We start from the raw sequence: 15907 nt of genomic DNA, 5'->3' as shown, positions 1-15907 counted from the left end.
ACCGGAGCTGTCATCCTTCGGTCTGCGGGAGGTTGGTGTGATGTGCTCTGGAGATACCAAGCAGCGGCCGTCGCAGCAACACAGGACGTAAGCGTAGCCGCCGCGTCAAGCGACAACGGATGCCGATGAGGTCGCGCAGAAGAAGCCGCGTGCCGCAAAGCCTCAGAATGACGCCTCGCGATCACTTCATGAAGATCGCGGCCGGATATGAGGCACTCGCGCGCTCGGCCCGCAGCGTCGGGCGGGATCAAGGTCAGGCAGGTGACTAGCGAAGAGCCCAGGGGATCGAGGCAGGCCTGACCTGGCCTGACGTTGGCCGAGCCGCGCGCGACAATAGGCAATTATCCAGCCTGGTGAAGCGGGCTTTGGCCAATGTCATGCTGGTTGGCGATCTGCACCGCATGAATTGATCATGATCAAGGGCTTTGGGCCGGAGAGCGTTCAAAATAGACTTGCAGAAAAGGAGGCACATTGCCATGACGCGCAACGTCGGACTTATTGATCAGTACGTCCGGATCATCATCGGTCTGGCTCTGATCGCATATACCCTGAAGGACGGCTCGCTTGGAGCGGGCTGGCTGGTCGCAGGGACTCTCGGAGTTGTCCTGATTGCGACGGCATTCCTCTCGTACTGTCCGCTGTATACGTTTTTGGCAATCAACACTCGGCAGAAGTCCAGCTCGGTCTAAAGATCTGATAACAATAATGGATGAACACCTCACTCTTGCCGAGTTGCGGTCGCGACTCGATCGTCTCGGCGCGGGCGCTGTCTTGAGAATTGCCGATCATGATTATGAGCGGTTATTTGGGATCAACGAGGTCGCTGCCGCCAGGGCCGCACAGTTTGCCAGGAAACATCATTGCGTGAGCGTTCCGGGCGAAGGTTCGGTGTACTTCCGAAAGTCGAGCCCCGACGCGTATGGTTCAGCCGAGCTGGTGCAAGACGCGCCCTCAATTTCCAGCTGAACCCGAAATCCGCTCAACGAAACCTTCAGTCGAGAGTGATGATGGTCAGAAGCAGCTGGAAGATCTCCCAGCCGGCGGCGACCAGCAATGTCCCAACGATGAGCACACGGCCGTACCATGAGACGGTCGGACTGCTCCGACGATACCGGCGCCGGACCGGTTGGCCGACGGTTGGCATCCGCGCTGACGTTGCAACGGCGCGAGTATTGCTATCTCTCGCATCCTGAACCCGCTGCTCGTTCCGTTGCCGCGATCTATTCATCTGTCATCGAGCCACGCATCATGCCAAACGCAAGCATCGCATTAATGACGACGAAACGGTCTTGATGAGCATCAACTCTGGTCCGGCGGTCCCGCCGAATGTGTAGCGCTTATGGATCATCAATTTAGTGCGGCATCGCGCGCAGGATGTTCTTGCCTCAACGCAGCGTGATTTGGCTCACCACGAGTAGGGGCTGGAAGCGCAAGGTGCTTTCCGGCCTCCGCCATGACGAGGTAGCCGATCGTGATCAAAGTTATCGCACCCAGGAGCACAAGCGGCAGGTCCATGAAACCGAACAAGAAACCGAACGGTCCCAGCGCCAGAAAGATGCCTGAAGCAAGTGCCCCGAGCGAGCCCAAGGCCAGGATGCGGTGCGGGCGGCTGGCGCGCCACGGCGGTCTCCGCGAGCGGATCAGGAAGATCACGAGGATCTGCGTAGCGATCGATTCCAGGAACCAGCCAGTTTGGAACGCGGCCGCGTCGGTGTGGAAGACCTTCAGGAGAATGGTGAAAGTTGCGACGTCAAACAGCGATGAAATCGAGCCCATGACGAACGTGAACCGCAGGATATCCGCCATATTCCATGATTGGGGTCTCTCGGCATCCTCCTCGTCGATCTCGTCAAACGGAATGCCGATCTCGGAGAGATCGTAGAGCAGGTTGTTCAGCAGAATCTGCAGCGGCAATAGCGGCAGGAACGGCAAGGCAATGGATGCCAGCGCCATCGATAGCATGTTGCCGAAATTCGAGCTGGTTCCCATCCGGACATATTTCAGGATGTTTGCGAATGTTCGTCGTCCTTCGATCACGCCCGCACCCAGCACCGAGAGGTCAGGGGCCAGCAGGATCATGTCTGCGGCGGCGCGCGCTACTTCGGTCGCGCCGGCTACGGAGATTCCGACATGGGCGGCGTGAATCGCCGGAGCGTCATTGACGCCGTCGCCCATGAATCCGACGACGTGGCCTCGCCGACGCAAGGCTCGAATGATCCGTCTCTTCTGCTCGGGGTCAATCCTGGCGAACAGGTCGACATCCGCGATCTGCGCGGCGAGCGCCTGATCGCTCAGATTGGCGATCTCGCCGCCGGTCAGGATGCGACCGGAGGGAAGACCGACGGCATCAGCGACATGCGCGACCACCGCAGCGTGGTCTCCGGAGAGCACCTTGATGCCGACGCCGCGTGCTCTGAGATCCCGGACCGAGTCGGCCGCATCTCGCTTGGGAGGGTCCGCAAAGGCGCAGAAACCGACCACCGTCAGGACAGCTTCGTCCTCGGGCGTGACGGCGACCAAATTCGGCGCCATGGCTCGGATGGCGACGCCGAGCAGCCGAAAGCCCTGCCGGGCATAGTCGTCCTGCAGGCGAACGAGCTGGGCACGATGACCGTCCTCCAGCGGTCGAGCCAAGCCATCGACCTCGACCGCGACCGCGCGAGCCATGATCGCTTCTGGCGCGCCCTTGACGATCAGAAATCGCTCGCTGTCTCGTGCCGCAAGGACCGAGAGGCAGCGCCGCTCGAAGTCAAAGGGGATCTCGGCGAGCCGGATCCAGGCGCTGCTTCCCGGCGGGCTGTTTGCGGCAAGTAACGCCTCATCGAGCGGGCTGTGGATGCCGGTCTGGAAAGCGCTGTTCAATCGGGCCAGCTCGAGCACCCGATCGCTGGGGCGTCCCGCAGGATCGAGATGTGCCGCGAGCGTGATCCTGGCTTCTGTCAGCGTGCCCGTCTTGTCGACGCATAGCGTGTCCATCGCACCGAGATCGTGGATGGCAGACAGCCTCTTGACGATCACCTGCCGCTTCGCCATGCGCTGCGCTCCGCGCGCTAATGTCACCGTCATCACCATCGGCAAGAGCTCGGGTGTCAGGCCGACGGCGAGCGCGACAGCAAAGAGGAATGATTCCATGGCCGGCCGATGCGCCACGAGATGGGCGAGCAGCACGAACAGCGTCAAAAAAAGCGTCAGCTTGAGAATGAGCAGGCCAAGCTTCTGGACGCCCTGCTCGAGGGCACTTGGGGGATCGTTCGCCAACAGCTCGGCGCTGATCATGCCGAAGCGCGTACGACGCCCGGTCTCGACGACAAGCATCACCCCGCTGCCGCCGACGACGCTGGTGCCGGCGAACAGGGCATTGCTCGCTTCCGCGGGCAGACTCGCAGCGCATGGCTCGGTCGCCTTGGTTGCCGGAAACGGTTCACCGGTCATGAGGGCCTCGTTCAGCTGGAAATCGCGCGCCGTGAGCGCGACCCCGTCCGCCGGCACGAGGTCACCGGTCCGCAGCTCCACGACGTCTCCAGGCACGAGCTCGCTAATTGGTAGCGCCACAATTGCACCATCGCGAATGACATCGGCCTGGATCGCAACTGAGCGCCGCAAGGCATCGGCAGCGACTTCCGCGCGATGTTCCTGCAGGATATCCAGCGTTAGCGACAGGCCCACCACTAGCGCAATGATCACAAAGCTCGCGAGGTCACCGCTGAACCCCGACACGGCCGCTGCGACGATCAGGATGGCGATCAGCGGATTGACCAGCCGATGCACGATCTTCTGCAGGATCGATCGCGTCCGCGATGGCTCTGCGAGGTTCGGGCCGATCCGGGCAAGCCGCTTTTCGGCCTCCTGTTGGCGCAGACCGCACCGCTGAGTGTCGAGCCTTTGCAAGAGCGAATCGGTTGGCTCGCGCCAGAACGCATCAGCGGCTGGCCCATACGCGGGCGGCTTGAGCGGCATGAGAATCTCGCGCTGCTGGAAAGAATCGACGGCAAATCATACCGCAGCCTCGCAGGTGCGAGGTTGATGCGGCTCAAGCGACTCGGGGCGGTGTGCGACCCGTCTCCCTGGTGAGGTAAGTCTCGGGCAAAGCGAGGAAATTCTCGCTCCAAGGCAGGCGGGGCCGGGTCGAGCCACAGCCGCTGCTTGCTGGCCAGCGTGTGCGCGGCTAGGATTGGTGAGCGTTCGCTCGAAACCTAGCCGTCGTGCTCTCCCTGTTGGCGAGTTTGTATCTCATCGAAGTGTCCGACAGCATTACGGCGGAGTTTGTGACGAGCGCCGCAGGGATCGCGGCGATCGTTTTGTTTGCGACATGCCTGGCCTGGATCGGCAAACGAAGTAACCAACATCCGTAACTGCTGTAGACGGCGGATCGGTTCAGCCGGTCGCAATCTAGACCGCTCGGCTATGCCGGGTCGTGGCGCGACCAAGATGAGCGTCGAACGCCGAGGCGACGCTTCGGACCAGGAACTCCGCATCATCGTTGATCAGGAGCCGGTCACCTCTCATCGTCACCGCGCCGTCCGCGATCAGCCTGTCGAGCCGGGAGCGATCGACGACAGCCGAACCAGGATCCCAGCGGTGCCGCCGGCACATTCCCGGCAGGTCGACGGCCATGTCGCACATGATGCGCTCGATGATGTCGGCTCTGAAGCGGTCCTCCGCCGTCAGCATGTAGCCCTTGACGGTGGCAAGCCGGTCCTCGGCAATGCGCGCAAGGTAGTCGCGTGTCGCGACTGCATTCTGCACGAAGCCCTGCGGCACGCGGCCGATTGCGCTGGCGCCGAGACCAATCAGGGTCTCGGCGGAATCGTCCGTATAGCCCTGGAAGTTACGCCGCAGCCGGCCCTCGCGCTTTGCCAAGGCCAGATTGTCGCCGGGGAGCGCGAAATGGTCGAGGCCGATGCGCATGTATCCGGCATCGGTCAGCGCTTGCGCGACTGCCTCGGACTGACGATGCCGCTCGAGGCTATCCGGCAGCGACGCCTCGTCGATCATGCGCTGGTGCTTCTTGAAGGAAGGAATATGGGCGTATCCGAACACGGAAAACCGATCGGGCCGCAGCGCGACGCATCTGTCGACAGTATCCAGGCAGGAAGCAACAGTCTGAGCGGGCAGGCCGTAGAGCAGGTCGAAGTTGATGCGGCCGACGCCGGCACGGCGCAGCCGCTCGACCGCTTCCGCGGTCTGCTCAAGGCTCTGCGACCGATTGATGGCGTGCTGGACGACAGGATCGAAGCTCTGGACGCCGAGGCTCGCGCGGTTGACGCCGCTGTAGCCCAATGCTTCCGCCATCGGCTCGGTCAGGCTGCGAGGATCGATCTCGACGGCGATCTCGGCGTCGGGCTGCACGAAGAACGAGTAGCGTAGCGCGCTGACGAGGTCGGCAAAGGTTTCGGGCGTCATGATCGTCGGAGTGCCGCCACCGAAATGGATGTGGGAAACGGGCAATCGCTGACCGACTGCTTCAGCAACGAGATGCGCTTCGGTGCGAAGGCCGGCGGCGTAAATGGCGATCGGTCCGTCGCGCCTGGCGATGGAGGTGTGGCACCCGCAATACCAGCACATCGACCGGCAAAACGGCACATGCAGGTAGATCGAGGCCGGCCGCCGAGCTGGAACCGACTTGAGCCATGCCACGTAATCAACCTCGCCGACCGACGCAGAAAAATGCGGAGCCGTGGGGTAGCTGGTGTAGCGCGGCAGTCTGTCCTGCCCGTAGGTGATCGCCAGGTTCGAGCGCATCCTATTCCTCGCCTCTCATTAGCGGCCGATTATCGGAGCCTGGCGCGCCCTTCGCTCACGCCGCAACCATCCGGTTCGACATCGCGCGGTTGCGCAGTTCCACCCGTCGCGAGGTCGGAAGCGAGATCACGCCGTTCTGCTCGAGCTGGGTAAAGGTGCGTGACACCGTCTCGATCGTCAGACCGAGATAGTCGGCGATATCCTGCCGGGACATCGGAAGCTCGATGGCGGCATTCTTGACGGTCCGGTGGGCCATGTCGTGGAGGAAGCCGACGACACGATCTTCGGCGCTGCAGATCAGCAGCATCAGATGTCCCTGGAAGCGACGCAGTTCCTGGGCCGCCGCATCCCAGAGCTGGCGTGCCAGATCCTTTTCGTGTGTCGCACGGATCATGAGCGCGGCGCGCTTGACCACGATGACCCGCGTCTCGGAGACGGCCTCTGCCGAGGAGATATGGGTCTCGCCAGCCTCGAACCCGAAGATATCGCCGGGCAGATAGAATGCGCCGATCTGGCGACGTCCGTCTTCCAGGATTTTGTAGGTTCGGACGGCGCCGGAAACGACCTGGTAGAGGTATTCCGCGGCCTCGTCCTCGCCGTAAATTTCGCTGTTGCGGGCGAATCGCATCGGCGTCCCAATCGTGCCAAAAGGCCCTTCAACGCGCGCCTGCCGGCTGAGGATGCTAGTCGGGTGACGGCTGTTCTCGAGTGAAATGGCGTTCTGGGTCTGCATGGCGACGCTCCATGATGGCAAGATCGATGGAGGCAGATTGATCGCATCTCCTGGATCGGGAAATTTGGATATTTCCCCTAAGTAGAAGCCACTTACGTATTCATACGTAGCTCCGGGGAAGGCAGAGCGGTAAACGGTCGCCGCGCGCGAGACACATCAGTGTCTCGGCGCGCGAGGCAAAAAGCGAGGCTAGGTGCCGTGCTTCTCGGGATAGGCAGCACGTGTGCTGGCTTGGTCCTGTTCCTGACGCCAGCGCGTTGTGCTGTGATCGGTCAAGGCGAGCACGAGCGCAAAGATCCCGAAGATGAGACAGACGGCCGTGACGACAAGCAGCGTACTCATTGCCATGTTGCGCTCCTCGAGCTGATCAGCCGGCCGCCTTGACGTCTTCCGGCGATTGCACGTAGTAGCCGGAGTAGCCGTCGACGAAGCATAGATGATCGCGAACTTCCCTGACGCCCGAGGTATTCTCGGCGAGCACGATTGCAGCCTGGCGAGCTCGTTCATCGAAGATCAGGCCGTGCAGATGCACTGCGCCGTTGCGCACCCAGACCTGGAAGCCGGCGGGACGCCAGCCGGTGGCGTCGATTTCGCGCAGGATCCGTTCACGGATATGGCCGTCGTCGGCGGTCGGATCGGGAACCTCGCGCGCCAGCGATGCGACGGCCTGCAGGATGTCCGCCCGGGTGACGATCCCGACCATGGTCTTGCCGTTCACGACCGGCACCCGCTTCACGCCATGCTTGTGCATCAGGTGCACGATTTCGTCGAGCGGCGTCTGCTCACCGACGGTGATCGGGTTCGCTGTCATGACATCCTCGACCTTGCGACCGCGCTCGTGTACGAAATCGGTCGCGGCGCGGCCCACACCGGTGAACAGTTCCAGCCACGCCGAGCGCTTGTGTCCTGTGCCGATCTCGCTGCGTTCCAGGAAATCTCCCTCGGACACCATGCCCCTGAGCGTGCCGTCTTCGTCCATCACCGGCAGACCGCTGAGGTGGCATCGCAGCATGATGTTGGCCGCATCCAGAATCTTCGTGTGCGGACTGACAGCGATGATATGCTTGGTCATAATCTGATGCGCGCGCATGTCGGACCTCCGTATTGAAAAACAAAGAATAAAGCTCTCCCTGCACGCTGCACATTGACCTGGCTCAACGGTCTGCTTGACCGCGCTCCAGAGATTTCAAGAACAGCATGAAGTCGCCCACCTGGTCCGGCTCGAAGCTGAACTGGGGCATGGTCGGATGGCCGGTAACGATCCCTTCCGCCAACGCTTCCTGCAGCATCTCGACCGGATAGCGTTCGTGCAATGTCCGGAACGGCGGTGCTATTTTCAGCGGGCTCGGGCTTACCCGGTCGATTGAATGGCAGCGGGCGCAGTAGAGCTGCGCAAGACGACGACCTTGTTCCTGGTCGGCGGCGGCAGGAGTCAGAACGGCGCAGATCGCGCTGATGATCACGAAGCCACGAGCGATATGGCCCTGAAATGTCCCGGCTGGATGCTTCACAGTTCGGCTCGCGCTTAGTGGGACATCAGGACCGGGACCGTCATCGCACGCAGCATGTCGCGCGTAACGCCGCCGAGCAGGGTTTCCTGCAGGCGGGAATGGCCGTATCCGCCCATCACCAGAAGGTCGAGGCTCTCATCCGCCGCGATCGACAGCAGGATCGACTGAACCTCGGACTTGGACGCCGGCAACGACGTGATCTTGGCCGGAAGCCCCTCCTTTGCAAGATAGCGCACCAGATGGTCGGTGGAGCATTCTGCGGGGATCGGATCAACGCCATCAATGGTGATGACGGCGAGAGCATCGGCTGCTCGCAGCAGCGGCATTGCGTCGTGGAGAGCGCGGGCGGCGAGCCGGCTGCCGTCCCAGCAGATCCCGATTCGCTTCGCCGAGAACGCGCCATGGAACGTGTAGGGCATGAACAGGACGGGTCCGCCGGCCTGGAACAAGAGCTCCCGCGGGATCACGTTGTCGTAGCTGTTGTATTCGCCCAGCGGCTGCACCACCACGGTCAGGTCATGCAGTCGCGCGCTCGCGCAGATCATCTCCCGAGCATCGATGGGGAGCGCGCCCACGGCGCGGGTCGCGTAGGATATCCCCGCACTCCGTGCCTCGATATTGAAGACACGCAGCGCAACCTCGGCGCGTTCGAGGGCCTGCTCATGTTCAGCCTCGAACAGCGAGGCGACCGCCGCGCTGCCTTCAACGACGAACGGTACGCTGGCGGTCTCGTAGCCGATCGCCATTGCGTCGAGGTGCGCGCCGGTGCCGAGCGCGAGCGAAACCGATCCATCGACCGCGGGACGTGGCGACAGCTCCGTCGGGATGTGGACCAGGATGTTCTTGAACATGGCCGTTCTCCAAAGAGGTGAAAGAGCAAGAGCCACCAAAGCACGGATCGAGGCGGGCCAATTTGATCTGCCTCATGCGCGGTCGTGGATTCAGATTGAGCGAGATCAATTCATCGAGCGTCTACTTCGCGCAAATGTTGTGCCCAGCTTGGAGGAGCCGGTATGGCGCGCGTCGCATTGGTTACGGGTGGAAGCAGAGGAATTGGCGCAGCGATTTCGCGCGCCCTCGCTGCTGCCGGATGCCGGGTTGCGGCCTGCTATGCCGGAAATGCCGGGGCCGCTTGGTCGTTTCAGGATCAGACCGGAATTCCCGTGTTCCAATGGGATGTCGCGAACTTCCAGGCCTGTGCAGCCGGCATCCGCGAGGTGGAGGCAGCGCTGGGCCCAATCGACATCCTGGTCAACAACGCCGGTATCGTGCGCGACGCTACACTGCATCGAATGACCAAGCCGCAATGGGACGCGGTGATCCGAACTGATCTCGATTCGCTGTTCAACATGTGCCGACCCCTCATTGAGGGCATGCGGGCGCGCAAGTTCGGACGGATCATCAACATCTCGTCGATCAATGGCCAGAAGGGCCAGATCGGCCAGACGAACTATGCAGCGGCGAAGGCCGCCGAGCTCGGCTTCACCCGTGCGCTCGCGCTCGAAAGCGCGCGGTTCGGAATCACGGTCAATGCGATCTGTCCCGGTTACATCAACACCGAGATGCTGGCCGCGGTGCCGACCGATGTCATGCAAAACTCCATTCTACCGCAGATTCCGGTCGGGCGGCTGGGGCAGCCGGAGGAGATCGCCCGTGCCGTCGCGTTTCTTGCCGCCGACGAAGCAGGGTTCATCACCGGATCGACGCTGTCGATCAATGGCGGTCAACACATGTGCTGAAGGAGAGCGATGACTATGCTCGCAACCGATGTGATGCGCAGTTCGTTCGCGACGATCAAGCCGACTGCCACAGTGCTCAATGCCGTCGAACTGATGCTTGAAACCGATCAGCGCGGCCTGCCGGTGATCGACGACGCCGGCGAACTCGTCGGCATGGTTTCGGAGGGCGACTTCCTTCACCGCGATGAGCTGGACATCAGCCCGCCGTCCGGAAACTGGCTGGAATCTCTGCTTGGCATTGTGGAGAATACACCTGAACGCGAACGCATGCGTACGCTGCAGGTCGGCTCGCTTATGAGCGGTTCGCCGATCACCGTCGATATCGAAGCATCGATTGAGGACGTCGTGGCGCAGATGGATGTCTACAACGTCGCCCAGATTCCGGTGCTCTGCGCCAGAACCGTCGTTGGTATTGTCAGTCGCAGGGAACTACTTGCGGCATTGGCGCGCCAATTGAGAGAAGCAGAGAAAGCAAGCACCGGAGTTACATCATGAGCGAGACGGCCCTGCAGTCACATGCGCACGCCATCGTTTGGATCGATCACCTTGTTGCGAAGGTCTTCGGCATTGGGTTGACAGGCATCAGCACGACGGCCGTCCATGCGCATTTGGCGTCGCAGCATCTGCATCACAAGACAAATACGATCGGCGATGGTCGCGTCCAGGCCGACGCGACGTTTTTCGCGAGGGTGGGGGAAGCCGTGAGCGGTTGCAGCGATCTGCTCGTCATCGGTCCGGGTATCGAGAAGGTGGAGCTGACGCAGTATCTCAGGGCGGAGCGGCCCGACCTCAACTTGCATGTCGAGCCGAGTGATCATCCGACTGACGCGGAGATCGTGGCGCTGGGTCGGAAGCGGTTCCACCTCGGAGACGAGCGATGACAGTCCAGGCAGTCCTCCACCAGCCCAGATCTCCTGCCAACGACGATGTGACGGGTGTCGCAACGCCTGCATCGGCGCAGCCCGAGAAGGAGCCATTGACGGGTACGGAATCGCTCGACCAGCTCCTTCACGCGGCGATGGCGCGATGGACCGGCGGGCTTTCACCGGCGAGCCTCGCGCTCGCCTTCGCCGATTGGCAACTCCATCTTGCGGCGTCCCCCGGTAGACGCCTTCAACTGGCACTGAACGCAGTTGCTGACGGCTCGCGCTTCGCGCGCATGGTGTCGACGCCGCATGCGGCTTGGCAACCCTGGTTCATGGTCAAGCCTCAGCCGGGTGACAACCGGTTTGCCGGTCAGGACTGGACATTGCCGGCATTCAACGTCATGGCGCAGGCGTTCCTGCTGGCGGAGCAATGGTGGCATTCGGCGACCAGCGGCCTGCACGGCGTCTCGAAAGCAAATGCAGCGATCGTGGATTTCACCGTCCGGCAATGCCTCGACGTCGTTGCGCCGTCCAACTTTGCGTTCAGCAACCCCGAGGTGCTGCGCGAGGCAATGGAGTCGGGTGGCGGCAACTTCGTGTCGGGCTGGCATAACTGGCTGGAGGATTGCAGGGACCTGCTGAGTCCCAAACAACCCCGACCTGCACCGTTTGTGGTCGGGAAGGACGTCGCCGTGACCAAGGGCAAGGTTGTCTACCGGAATGAGCTGATAGAGCTCATCCAGTACGCGCCCGCAACAGCCGACGTCTGCCCGGAGCCGGTGCTGATCGTGCCGGCTTGGATCATGAAGTATTACATCCTCGATCTCTCGCCGCAGAATTCGCTCGTCCGATTCCTGGTCGAGCGCGGCTTCACCGTGTTCATGATCTCGTGGCGAAATCCGGGGCCAGCCGATCGCGACCTTGGCTTCGAAGACTATCGCAAGCTTGGGGTCGACGCTGCGATCGACGCGATAAATCAACTCGTGCCGGAACGCGCAATCCACGCGGCCGGCTATTGCCTCGGCGGCACGCTGCTCGCAATTGCAGCTGCTCGTCTGCAGAAGGAGCGGCCCGGCTGCCTGCGCTCGGTGACACTGCTGGCAGCCCAAGTCGATTTCACCGATGCAGGCGAGCTGACGCTCTTCATCAACGAGAGCCAGGTTGCGTTCCTGGAGGATATGATGCGGCAGCGCGGCGTGCTCGAGACGGCGCAGATGGCCGGTGCGTTCCAGTTGCTGCGGTCGAACGACATGATCTGGTCGCGCCTGATCCGCGACTATCTCATGGGCGAGCGTGCCGCACCGAGCGATCTGATGTCATGGAACGCGGACGCGACCCGCATGCCCTATCGGATGCATTCGGACTATCTGCGCAAGCTCTTTCTGAACAACGACCTTGCCGAGGGCCGCTATCTGGCGGACGGGCAGCCGGTGGCACTTTCCGACCTTCGCGCCCCCATGTTCGTGGTCGGCACCGTCCGCGATCACGTCGCGCCCTGGCGGTCGGTTCACAAGATTCACCTGTTGGCTGATGCCGATATCGCCTTCGTGCTGGCGAGTGGCGGTCACAACGCGGGCATCGTTGCTCCGCCGTCGGAGGAGGGGCACAGCTATCAGTTGTTGGAGAAAACGGCGGATCAACCTTATGTCGGCCCCGACGAGTGGCTGCGCGTGGCGGTGAATCGCGACGGATCCTGGTGGCTGGAGTGGGTTCGTTTCCTCACGGCGCGCTCCGGTGACTGGGTGCCGGCGCGGTCGGTGCTTCACGCACCCGAGGGTGGATCGCCGCTTGGGGACGCGCCGGGACGGTATGTCCTCCAGCATTGAACGTCGCGCCGGCTTGATCTGTCGCAAATCCTCTCCGACCGCAGCCGCTAGGATTAAAAGCGATGCACGAGATTGCAGCGAGGAAGCCATGAGTCTGATCCTTCGCGTTTTCTTCATACTTGCGGGATCGATCACCGCGCTGTTCGTCGCGCGCGATTCTCTGAACTTTGACGTCATGCAAATGTTCGTGGCGATCCTGCTTGTGATCGCGCTCCTGTTGGCCGGCAGCATCTGGAGTCTGTGGCGGCGAACGTGACAGCTCGAGCTCGGTCGATGGCCGTGGGATTGGAGCGCCCCTTATGGTTCGCCGGTATCGGCGCCATTCGCCCGTAATATTTGCTATTGTACTTCACATACGCGCTGAATCGGTGATGCAGCCGAGCTTGACACGACTGAGCCGCGGCGTCGGATTCTAATCGGAGGGGATGTTGGCGCAGACCGTTTCGGCCCAGTTCGGAATGCTAGCGCCACGGGGTGATGGCCGGCTGTTCAGGCCGGCCCTCGGAAAGCAGATGGCGGAGGTCGTCAACGCGTCCGGAATGGAAACGTCTATCGTCCTTCGAGCTCGGTAGAACCCTTGGTGATGTTCATGAACATCAGGGCTATTGCAGATGCGGCAGCAACAAACGCCGCGGTCCATCTGAGGGTGGAGACGGCAAAGGCGGCGTCAAGCCGCCAGCTTGTGGGTGCCGGCTCGGTCGAGGCAAGCGGTACCACGTCAGGAAAGTACCAATTGCAGAACAGAGCGAGCGCGACCGCGAGGATCGCACTACCGACAAAGACGAAGGTTAATCGCCGTTTCATGGAACTCCTCCTGTCTATGGGAGAATGTTGCCAGACCTGAGGGCTTCGACCAATTCAGGAGTTTCCCTTAGGCGATGGACCGCTCGCCCGGTCCGTCGGGGACGCCAGCAGGCGGGAAGTACTGCGTTCAACCGTGGTGGAGGGCGTGCCGGATGCGTCTACAATATCCCAATCGATCATGCCGGTTTCAATGCTGTCTTGGATCAGGACCACATCGGACGTCGCGTCCGACGCATCGTTTTGCCGCGATGCCACGCGGTGCAGCCGCGTGGCGCGCGCGGCGGTCAGGAAAATGCCGCGAAAGTCAACCTTTGCGTCGCGAGCAACGGCTTCTGCGGCATCACGCTCCCCTGGTTTCAGGAAGGCCGCATCGAGTATTACCGAAACTCCCTGGCCTAATGCTTGCCCGGCACGATCGAGCATGGCTTGGTAGACGCGGTCTGATGCTTCGGGAGTGTAGGTCTCCGGCGGTAACGTGGCGTGCTCGGCGACGTGAGAGAGCTGCTTGCGAATGACATCCGATCGCAGAACCAGGGCGCCCGGGGGCGGCGCGATCAGATGCGCCATGTCGCGCGCCAGCACGCTCTTGCCGGTACCGGACTTCCCGCCAACTGCAACCAGGCGGGGCGGCTCCGGTTCAATCAGCCGGCGTGCAAGCTCGAAATAGCGCCTCGCTTGGGCGGCGATCGCTTGATCGAGCTGGTGTTGCCGTACCTTGGTGAAGAGCACATTGGCCCGGATCGCTGCGCGCATTGATAGGAACAGTGGCAGCAAACACAACGCCCCCGATTGCGTGTCCCAGGCGGTCTGCATGTAGCCATTGAACAGCCTGTTGGCCACGGTGTCCCGTCTGAAGTACAGCAGGTCCATCAGTGGGAATGCGAAGTCGTAGAGAACGTCGGTCGTCGCGATATCGGGATCGAACTCGATCGCATCGAACAGAACGGGCTCGCCGTCGAGCAGGACGATGTTGCCGAGATGTGCATCGCCGTGACAATGCCGGACCTGCCCAGCTGCGGCGCGGAGGCGCAGGAGCTCAAGATTCCGAGCGAGCGATCGATGGCTCAACTCGTGCAGTTCATCGATCTTCCTGCAGGAATGAGCTGACTCGGTGCGAAACTGCTCGGTGTTGCGATCGATGATGACGGGGAGTGACGTAAGCCAGTGCGATCCATCGCTCCCAACAAGTTCTCGATGGGATTTGAGCAGGATGGCGGCCAGGCTCTCGCCCAGCTCCGGCCGGATTGCATCCTGCTCGGCGAGATGATCGAGTGTCTTGTTTTCGTCGAAGCGGGCCATTTCGACGGCCCATTCGACGACTGGTCCGGTCCCGCCGACCGCAAGTCCATCGCGCCCGCGCGTGATCGGAACCACCCTGCGATAGATCGCGGGGGCGTGGCGCTTGCTGACGGCAATCTCATCCTCGCAAGCGCGCCGCCGCTTCTCCAATGTCGAGAAGTCGAGATAGGGCAGCTTGACCGCTCGCTTGATCTTCAGGACGCGCGAAGGTTCGAGAAAGACGATCGAACAATGGGTATCGATCCGCTTGACCGGGGCGTTCGGCTCGCCAGAGCTGGCCAGGAACGATAATACGGCGGCCTGGCCGGTCTCGCCTGTGGCAGTCTCGGTTGATGATGCCGGCGTCATCATGGCTTCAAGACTGCTGCGCCGACGAGCTTGCCGTCCCGCAAGCGCGCGAGTGCTTCATTCGCCTGGTCCAGGGGAAAGACGGTGACGTGCGTCCGGATTCCAGCCCTTGCCGCTGTCTTGAGAAAGTCGACGCCGTCTTGTCGCGTCAGGTTGGCAACGGAGACGATCTGCCGCTCACCCCAAAGAATTTCGTAGGGAAAGCTCGGGATATCCGTCATGTGAATGCCGGCGCAGACCACGCGTCCGCCCTTGCGCAGCGTGCGCAGTGCAAGCGGGACGAGCGGTCCAATCGGCGCATAGATGATCGCGGCATCAAGTTCTGCCGGGGGCCGATCTTCTGAAGCACCGGTCCAGCATGCGCCGAGCGATAATGCCAAGCTCTGGGCTTCGGTGTCGCCTGCGCGGGTGAAAGCGTACACATCCCGCCCTTGCCAGCGCGCCACTTGCGCGACGATATGTCCCGCCGCGCCAAAACCGTAGATGCCAAGCTTGCGGCCGTCGCCAGCCATCACCAGGGAGCGCCAGCCGATCAGGCCGGCGCACAGCAAGGGCGCCAGCTCCGCATCCTCGCCGTCTCCGCCGAGCGGAAAGCAGTAACGCGCGTCGGCCACCAAGTGCGTGGCAAAGCCACCGTCCCGCGTGTAGCCGGTGAACAGGGGGGCGTCGCAGAGGTTTTCCTTGCCCTCCCGGCAGTAGGGACAATGCCCGCAGGTCGTTCCGAGCCAAGGAATGCCGACGCGTGCACCGAGATGCAGGTCATCCACGCTTTCACCGATCGCGTCGATACGGCCAACCACCTCATGGCCGGGAACGATCGGATAGGCGATGCCGGGCAGTTCTCCGTCGACGACATGCAGGTCGGTGCGGCAAACGCCACACGCATTGATCTTGACGCGCACCTCGCCCGGGCCGGGAACCGGATCGGGCCGCTCGGTATATTGCAGCCGCGCGCCGCGCGCGGGCAGAATCATGGCGTGCATGACGGAACTCGCCTGGGTTTGCGCCTCTCCTTTGATCACATCACATTGGTCCGGTT

17 protein-coding genes are annotated in these 15907 nt (G+C 62.2%); 7 read left to right on the top strand and 10 right to left on the bottom strand.

Translation table 11 applies throughout. The features are described from left to right. The first annotated feature begins 476 nt into the window (after positions 1-476). Together E2I15_RS30985 and E2I15_RS30980 are read left to right on the top strand one after the other, a co-directional pair. Entirely contained in the window at positions 477-689 is a 213-nt protein-coding gene (locus E2I15_RS30985; protein ID WP_155262662.1) for a YgaP family membrane protein, read from the top strand. A 16-nt stretch (positions 690-705) separates the two neighbouring features. Next, complete coding sequence (locus E2I15_RS30980) at positions 706-966, top strand: hypothetical protein (protein ID WP_137481726.1); 261 nt, start codon at positions 706-708, stop codon at positions 964-966. A 381-nt stretch (positions 967-1347) separates the two neighbouring features. On the opposite strand, the gene mgtA is transcribed toward E2I15_RS30980, so the two are convergent. The 7 genes from mgtA to E2I15_RS30945 form a co-directional block, all read right to left on the bottom strand. After that, the gene (gene mgtA, locus E2I15_RS30975) at positions 1348-3957 is read right to left on the bottom strand and encodes a magnesium-translocating P-type ATPase (protein WP_137481724.1); all 2610 of its coding nucleotides are present in this window, start codon (positions 3955-3957) and stop codon (positions 1348-1350) included. A 432-nt stretch (positions 3958-4389) separates the two neighbouring features. Then, complete coding sequence (gene hemN, locus E2I15_RS30970) at positions 4390-5742, bottom strand: oxygen-independent coproporphyrinogen III oxidase (protein ID WP_137481722.1); 1353 nt, start codon at positions 5740-5742, stop codon at positions 4390-4392. Between the two features lie 55 nt (positions 5743-5797). Beyond that, positions 5798-6475, bottom strand: a complete 678-nt coding sequence (locus tag E2I15_RS30965; protein WP_137481720.1) for a helix-turn-helix domain-containing protein — start codon at positions 6473-6475, stop codon at positions 5798-5800. Between the two features lie 189 nt (positions 6476-6664). Then, complete coding sequence (locus E2I15_RS30960; RefSeq protein ID WP_155262661.1) at positions 6665-6823, bottom strand: hypothetical protein; 159 nt, start codon at positions 6821-6823, stop codon at positions 6665-6667. A 19-nt stretch (positions 6824-6842) separates the two neighbouring features. Further along, complete coding sequence (locus E2I15_RS30955; protein ID WP_137481718.1) at positions 6843-7565, bottom strand: CBS domain-containing protein; 723 nt, start codon at positions 7563-7565, stop codon at positions 6843-6845. 64 nt (positions 7566-7629) lie between these two features. After that, on the bottom strand, positions 7630-7938 hold the full coding sequence (locus E2I15_RS30950) for a c-type cytochrome (RefSeq protein ID WP_246668254.1): 309 nt from the start codon (positions 7936-7938) through the stop codon (positions 7630-7632). A 62-nt stretch (positions 7939-8000) separates the two neighbouring features. Further along, entirely contained in the window at positions 8001-8837 is an 837-nt protein-coding gene (locus E2I15_RS30945) for a universal stress protein (protein WP_137481716.1), read from the bottom strand. A 162-nt stretch (positions 8838-8999) separates the two neighbouring features. On the opposite strand from E2I15_RS30945, the gene phbB reads away from it, so the two are divergent. The 5 genes from phbB to E2I15_RS38905 all read left to right on the top strand — a co-directional run bounded on the left by phbB (position 9000) and on the right by E2I15_RS38905 (position 12673). Further along, positions 9000-9725, top strand: a complete 726-nt coding sequence (gene phbB, locus E2I15_RS30940) for an acetoacetyl-CoA reductase (protein WP_137481714.1) — start codon at positions 9000-9002, stop codon at positions 9723-9725. 15 nt (positions 9726-9740) lie between these two features. Beyond that, positions 9741-10220 (top strand): CBS domain-containing protein, encoded by a 480-nt coding sequence (locus E2I15_RS30935; RefSeq protein ID WP_246729462.1) that lies wholly within the window; start codon positions 9741-9743, stop codon positions 10218-10220. Next, entirely contained in the window at positions 10217-10606 is a 390-nt protein-coding gene (locus tag E2I15_RS30930) for a hypothetical protein (protein WP_137481710.1), read from the top strand. Before E2I15_RS30935 ends, E2I15_RS30930 begins: the two co-directional genes overlap by 4 nt. Then, positions 10603-12417 carry a PHA/PHB synthase family protein gene (locus tag E2I15_RS30925; protein ID WP_155262660.1) on the top strand — a complete coding sequence of 605 codons (1815 nt, stop codon included), beginning with the start codon at positions 10603-10605 and terminating at the stop codon, positions 12415-12417. Before E2I15_RS30930 ends, E2I15_RS30925 begins: the two co-directional genes overlap by 4 nt. Positions 12418-12505: 88 nt before the next feature. After that, on the top strand, positions 12506-12673 hold the full coding sequence (locus tag E2I15_RS38905; RefSeq protein ID WP_170991680.1) for a hypothetical protein: 168 nt from the start codon (positions 12506-12508) through the stop codon (positions 12671-12673). Between the two features lie 293 nt (positions 12674-12966). Here the strand turns inward: E2I15_RS38905 and E2I15_RS30915 are convergent, their stop codons facing one another. From E2I15_RS30915 to E2I15_RS30905, 3 genes are read right to left on the bottom strand one after another with little or no spacing between them, the layout of a single operon-like run. Beyond that, on the bottom strand, positions 12967-13221 hold the full coding sequence (locus tag E2I15_RS30915) for a hypothetical protein (RefSeq protein WP_137481708.1): 255 nt from the start codon (positions 13219-13221) through the stop codon (positions 12967-12969). A 54-nt stretch (positions 13222-13275) separates the two neighbouring features. Further along, positions 13276-14871, bottom strand: a complete 1596-nt coding sequence (locus E2I15_RS30910; protein ID WP_137481706.1) for a bifunctional aminoglycoside phosphotransferase/ATP-binding protein — start codon at positions 14869-14871, stop codon at positions 13276-13278. Continuing rightward, the gene (locus E2I15_RS30905; protein WP_137481704.1) at positions 14868-15851 is read right to left on the bottom strand and encodes a zinc-dependent alcohol dehydrogenase family protein; all 984 of its coding nucleotides are present in this window, start codon (positions 15849-15851) and stop codon (positions 14868-14870) included. The genes E2I15_RS30910 and E2I15_RS30905 overlap by 4 nt, the downstream gene beginning before the upstream one ends. Positions 15852-15907 lie beyond the last annotated feature (56 nt).

The sequence above is a fragment of the Bradyrhizobium sp. BR2003 genome, from assembly GCF_009720285.1.
Lineage (GTDB): Bacteria > Pseudomonadota > Alphaproteobacteria > Rhizobiales > Xanthobacteraceae > Bradyrhizobium > Bradyrhizobium elkanii.
Note: the sequence above shows the minus strand (reverse complement) of the source record. Positions and strands in the feature narration are given on the sequence as shown.

Bases quoted from the DNA above. Each gene is read 5' to 3' on its own strand.
- E2I15_RS30985 (WP_155262662.1), top strand. From the start codon at position 477: ATGACGCGCAACGTCGGACTTATTGATCAGTACGTCCGGATCATCATC.
- E2I15_RS30980 (WP_137481726.1), top strand. From the start codon at position 706: ATGGATGAACACCTCACTCTTGCCGAGTTGCGGTCGCGACTCGATCGT.
- mgtA (WP_137481724.1), bottom strand. From the start codon at position 3,957: ATGCCGCTCAAGCCGCCCGCGTATGGGCCAGCCGCTGATGCGTTCTGG.
- hemN (WP_137481722.1), bottom strand. From the start codon at position 5,742: ATGCGCTCGAACCTGGCGATCACCTACGGGCAGGACAGACTGCCGCGC.
- E2I15_RS30965 (WP_137481720.1), bottom strand. From the start codon at position 6,475: ATGCAGACCCAGAACGCCATTTCACTCGAGAACAGCCGTCACCCGACT.
- E2I15_RS30960 (WP_155262661.1), bottom strand. From the start codon at position 6,823: ATGGCAATGAGTACGCTGCTTGTCGTCACGGCCGTCTGTCTCATCTTC.
- E2I15_RS30955 (WP_137481718.1), bottom strand. From the start codon at position 7,565: ATGCGCGCGCATCAGATTATGACCAAGCATATCATCGCTGTCAGTCCG.
- E2I15_RS30945 (WP_137481716.1), bottom strand. From the start codon at position 8,837: ATGTTCAAGAACATCCTGGTCCACATCCCGACGGAGCTGTCGCCACGT.
- phbB (WP_137481714.1), top strand. From the start codon at position 9,000: ATGGCGCGCGTCGCATTGGTTACGGGTGGAAGCAGAGGAATTGGCGCA.
- E2I15_RS30935 (WP_246729462.1), top strand. From the start codon at position 9,741: ATGCTCGCAACCGATGTGATGCGCAGTTCGTTCGCGACGATCAAGCCG.
- E2I15_RS30930 (WP_137481710.1), top strand. From the start codon at position 10,217: ATGAGCGAGACGGCCCTGCAGTCACATGCGCACGCCATCGTTTGGATC.
- E2I15_RS30925 (WP_155262660.1), top strand. From the start codon at position 10,603: ATGACAGTCCAGGCAGTCCTCCACCAGCCCAGATCTCCTGCCAACGAC.
- E2I15_RS38905 (WP_170991680.1), top strand. From the start codon at position 12,506: ATGAGTCTGATCCTTCGCGTTTTCTTCATACTTGCGGGATCGATCACC.
- E2I15_RS30915 (WP_137481708.1), bottom strand. From the start codon at position 13,221: ATGAAACGGCGATTAACCTTCGTCTTTGTCGGTAGTGCGATCCTCGCG.
- E2I15_RS30910 (WP_137481706.1), bottom strand. From the start codon at position 14,871: ATGATGACGCCGGCATCATCAACCGAGACTGCCACAGGCGAGACCGGC.
- E2I15_RS30905 (WP_137481704.1), bottom strand. From the start codon at position 15,851: ATGCACGCCATGATTCTGCCCGCGCGCGGCGCGCGGCTGCAATATACC.